Genomic DNA, 4330 nt, shown 5'->3' on the forward strand with positions numbered 1-4330 from the left:
GTGCCGGTGTTGCTCAGGCCGGTCAGCTCGCCGACCGATTCGCCACGGCGGGCGGCGGCGCGTCGACCGGGGGCGGGGGCTGGCGTGCTCACGCGGGCGCTGAGCGCGCTCACCAGCGCCTCGCACCCGGCGTCGCAGGCCCGCACCGAGGCGACCGCCTGGCGGACCGTCTCGGCCACGGCAGAGGTGAGCGCCCGGTTCACCGCGGCACGGCGGGGCGTCTCGGAGATGGCGACCCGCAGCGCGGTCACCGCGTCGTTGATTTCCTGGGCGTCGGCCACCCCGTCCGCGGCGAGGTGCGCGGCGATGGCGTCCGCCGCCACCGACACCTCACGGCCCCGCGCGACGGTGCCGCCGAGCATGCCCGGCTCGGGCAGCGCGTCCAGCACCGCCAGGGAGACCGGTTCGGCCGGGTCCGGGTACGCGCGCAGCGCCGCCGGGTACAGCTCGCGCAGGACCTCGCGGAGCGCCACGGCGGCGGAGTGCCGACCACTGGCCAGCGCGGCGTGCGCGGAGAGCACCTGCTTGTAGCCGGCGAGATCCCGGGGTGCGGGCAGCGTGACCGCGGAGAGCGCGCCCGCCTGCAACGCGCGGGCCAGGCCGACGGCGCGTCGTTCGGCCGGCGGTGACTGCATCTCCTCCAGTGAGTCGTCGTCGGCGAACCGCTCGGCGAAGTCGTCCACCGAGTCGTCGTCGGCGATCGCCAGGGGTCGACCCGCCGCGCTCAACAGCGAGGTGACCGTGTGGTCGTCGCTGTCGGCGGCGATGGCCGCACCGCTCGGCCCGCCCGACCGCTCCACGAGCAGCGCGACGAGCTGGGCGTAGCCAGCGGCGTCGTCGCTGATCTCGCAGACATGCAGCAGACGGCCTGCGTCGTCGACCACAGCGGACGTCAGCGTCGAACCGGCCGAGGCCGGTCGGTCAGCCGGATCCGCCGAGGCCAGACCGCAGTAAACGCGCACGAGCGCCACGGCGTCGTCCTCCTCCCGGGACAGGTCTTTCCTCTGCCAGCAACTGATGCTCCCCGGTACGGGTCAGTCGCGCCAGTCCACGACCGCAGAGATCTTGCCGACAATGGTGCGCCAGCCCAAACTTGCGGTCTGTGCCCCGATCTTCTTCAGCCGCCGACGGCCCATGAAACCGCCGACGCCACCGTTGACGGTCGCCCGCAGGGCCTCGTCCAGGTTGTCGAGGCTGGAGCCGGCGGAGAGCATGTCGAGTACCGCAGGCAGCCGCAACGCGTACGAGAGGTCACGGGCGATCTCGCCGGCCTCGATCAGCAGGGTCGAATCCCAGGCATCGTGCCCGCCGCGCAGGTTCTCCACGACGAGGTCGAGTTCGTAGGTGTCCTCGTCGAGCGGCGCGATATCGGCCGGCTCCACCCGTTCGGACAATTCATTCCAGCTGTCCAGTTGGGACAGATCGTTGGGCGCACCGGATCGGATGAAACTGACCAACGACTCGGGCGTCTTGAACAGCAGCAGCTTGCCCCGGTGGCTGAGGAAGACCGGCACCTCCTCGTCGTCCTCGTCGTCCGCCTCGTCCGTGGCGTCCTCGTCGTCGGCGGTCGCGTCGGCGTCCCGGCGGCGACGCGACGGCTCGTCCTCGTCGCTCTCGGCGAACTCCTCGGCCAGTTCCTCGTCGAGGATGACGACGGTCTCGTCGTCCTCCTCCTCGATGGCCTGACGGCGCGCGAGGAACGGGTCGTCCTGGTCGCGTTCGGTCACGTCGGTCGGGGTCAGCGTCCCCGCCGGCCGGTAGGCGCGAAGCGTGAAGCCGGTGCCGGCGGGTAGGGCGATCTCCACCGGGTCGATCCGCAGCTCGTCCCAGAGCGACCGGTCGGCCGACGCCGACGCGTGGCCGGTGTCCTCGGTGTCATCTGGCTCGGCCGCGCCGGTGGTGTCGTCGAGCTCGGGCTCGTCGGCGTCGGGCCGTTGGGGCGACTGGCGGGCCACGCTGACCTCCGTGTGCTTCGGGTTGCCCACCCGCCGGCGTCTCGGGCCGGCGAGTGACTCTGGGCACATACCCTAGTCGGCGGCTCGGGAAGACTGGAGCCCGCACCCCGGTGGTGACACCCCGCACCCGCTCGGGCCTGCGGTTCTCAGCCGGTGGCGTACCGGCCGCCGAACAAGTAGCGTAGCTACACATGAAGGCCCAGGCGCTGCACGGCCACCTCGACGCCCTGCTGCTCGCCGTTCTCGAACAGGGCGCGCTGCACGGCTACGCCATCATCGAGGCCCTGCGGGCGCGTAGCGACGGCAGCCTCGACCTGCCCACCGGCACCATCTATCCGGCGCTGAGACGGCTGGAGCGGGCCGGGCACGTGGCGAGCACGTGGAGCACGGTCAACGGGCGGGAGCGGCGGACGTACCAGCTCACCGACGCGGGCCGACGGGCGCTGGCCGGTGAGCGCGCCGGTTGGCACGAGTTCCAGCAGACCGTCGGCCGCTTCCTCGACCCCGGCAGCCCACCCGGCACCCCGGCCTGAGCCGCGATCAGCGCCCCGCTGCGGCCGGGACGTCTCAGCGTGCGGTGGCCAGCACCCAGCCGCGCGCCGCGCGAGCCAGCGAGAAGTAGGCGGCCCCGGCCAGCACCACGCCGATGATCATCGGGGGCCACCTCAGCGCCGCGTCCCAGAGACCGAGTGACCAGGCGAAGAGCGCGCCACCGGCCAGCACTCCCAGCACCAGCACACCGGTCAGGCCGGCACCCACCGCGCGCTGCGCGGTGGCCAGGCCCGGGCGTGCCGTACGGGCGCTCGCCGCGACCACCAGCAGACCGGCCACGGAGAGCAGCAGCGCGCCTATCCAGATCCAGTTGACCGAGGTGGAGAGCAGCAGGTAGGTGGCCGGCGGGCGGGGACCGGCGGTCCAGCTCGCCCCCTGCCAGGTCAGGTCGCCGGCAGCCACCCCCACTCCGGCGATCGCCAACATCCGCAGGGAGAACCCGCGCAGGGCGGCCGTCGCCAGCTCGGCCTGCCAGGAGGGCAGCAGCTGCGCCGGCGAGCCGAACTCGGCCACCGCGCGGCGCTGCGCCTCGGTGGGCGGCACCCCGCTCTCGCGGTACGCCTCGACGGCGTCCAGCAACCCGTGCCGGGCCTCGGTCAGCAGGTCGGACTTCAGGCGTGCCGGGCCCTGCAACCGGACGGCCAACTCCCGCAGGTGCTCGTCGACCAACACGTCCTCACAGCGCGGCATGGCACCACCCTGCCACGACTTCGCGGCGCCGACGTCCGGGGGAACCCTGGTCCCTCCCCGAGCCGGGTCAGGGGGCGAGCGCCAGGTACCCCCGTTCGGCCGCCTCCTGGAGCAGCCACTGGTCCCGGTACCACCCCGGGGCGGCGACCAGGTCGGTGTGCCGGCCACGTTGGATCACCCGGCCGCCGTCGAGGACGACGATCTCGTCGAGCTCGGCCAGACCGCTGAGCCGGTGGCTGATCAGCAGCACCGAGTGCCCGGTGGGGGTGGCGGCGAGGGCGGACGCGAGCACCGCGTCCGCGGCGGTCGGGTCCAGCCCCTCGGTGGGCTCGTCCAGCACCAGCACGGGCGGCGCGGCGAGCAGCGCCCGGGCCAGCGCGAGTCGCTGCCGCTGGCCACCGGAGAGCTGTCCGCCCTCCTCACCGACCAGGGTGTCCCAGCCCGCCGGCTGGGCGCGTACCCAGTCCAGCAGACCAGCGGCGGCGGTGGCCGCGGCCAGCTCGTCGTCGTCCGCGGCGGCCCGCCCGAGCAGGAGGTTCTCCCGCACGGTCGCGTGGAAGACGTACGCCTCGGCGAGCAGCCCGCCGACCGCGCGGGGCAGCTGCTGCTCGGTGTACGCCGACAGCTCACGGTCACCCAGCTCGACGCGGCCGGACGTGGGCCGGACCGCCCCGGTCAGCACGGCGGCCAGGGTGCTCTTGCCGGCGCCGCTCGGGCCGACCACCGCGATCCGTCGACCGGCGGGTAGATCCAGGCTCACCCGGTCCAGGGCGGGTGCGGCGCGGCCCGGTACCGCACGGTCACCTCGACGAAGCGCAGGTCGTGCGGGCCGGCAGGGTCGGCGCTGCCCTCGGCGGGCGGGGGAGTGGGAGCGCCCTCGTCGAGCAGGGCGGCCACCCGGGTCAGTCCGGGCCGCAGCTGGGTCCACTGGCGGGCCGCCGCGACCAGGGCCAGCGTCACCTCGACGGCGGCCAGTGAGCCCACGGCCAGCACACCGACCAGCACTCCCGGTACGTCGGCGGCCAGCGCGGCCAGCACCACCGCGCCGGCGGTCAGCCCGGCGACCAGCACCCCGGCCGCGTCCACCGCGAACCCGGTGGCGGCCAGCCGGCGTTCCAGCCGGGCCAGTCGGC

Annotated in this window: 3 protein-coding genes and 2 pseudogenes; 1 reads left to right on the forward strand and 4 read right to left on the reverse strand. The window is 74.2% G+C overall.

The genetic code is table 11. The annotated features are described in order from the left end of the window. Both JNW91_RS29945 and JNW91_RS29950 read right to left on the reverse strand, forming a co-directional pair. Positions 1-995 (reverse strand): annotated as a pseudogene (locus JNW91_RS29945) (transposase); the annotation flags it as partial. A gap of 39 nt (positions 996-1034) precedes the next feature. Continuing rightward, positions 1035-1985, reverse strand: coding sequence for a DNA primase (locus JNW91_RS29950; protein WP_203178863.1), 951 nt, complete (start codon positions 1983-1985; stop codon positions 1035-1037). 161 nt (positions 1986-2146) lie between these two features. Here JNW91_RS29950 and JNW91_RS29955 point away from each other — a divergent pair, with 161 nt between their 5' ends. Further along, positions 2147-2488 (forward strand): PadR family transcriptional regulator, encoded by a 342-nt coding sequence (locus JNW91_RS29955; RefSeq protein WP_203178864.1) that lies wholly within the window; start codon positions 2147-2149, stop codon positions 2486-2488. Positions 2489-2522: 34 nt separating this feature from the next. Here the strand turns inward: JNW91_RS29955 and JNW91_RS29960 are convergent, their stop codons facing one another. Next, positions 2523-3197 (reverse strand): permease prefix domain 1-containing protein, encoded by a 675-nt coding sequence (locus JNW91_RS29960; protein WP_203178865.1) that lies wholly within the window; start codon positions 3195-3197, stop codon positions 2523-2525. Between the two features lie 67 nt (positions 3198-3264). Next, positions 3265-4330 (reverse strand): annotated as a pseudogene (locus tag JNW91_RS29965) (ATP-binding cassette domain-containing protein); the annotation flags it as partial.

Source organism: Micromonospora parastrephiae, assembly GCF_016802865.1.
In the GTDB taxonomy this organism is placed as follows: domain Bacteria; phylum Actinomycetota; class Actinomycetes; order Mycobacteriales; family Micromonosporaceae; genus Micromonospora; species Micromonospora parastrephiae.

Excerpts from the sequence above, each read along its gene's own strand:
- JNW91_RS29955 (WP_203178864.1), top strand. The coding sequence starts at position 2,147 with ATGAAGGCCCAGGCGCTGCACGGCCACCTCGACGCCCTGCTGCTCGCC.
- JNW91_RS29960 (WP_203178865.1), bottom strand. The coding sequence starts at position 3,197 with ATGCCGCGCTGTGAGGACGTGTTGGTCGACGAGCACCTGCGGGAGTTG.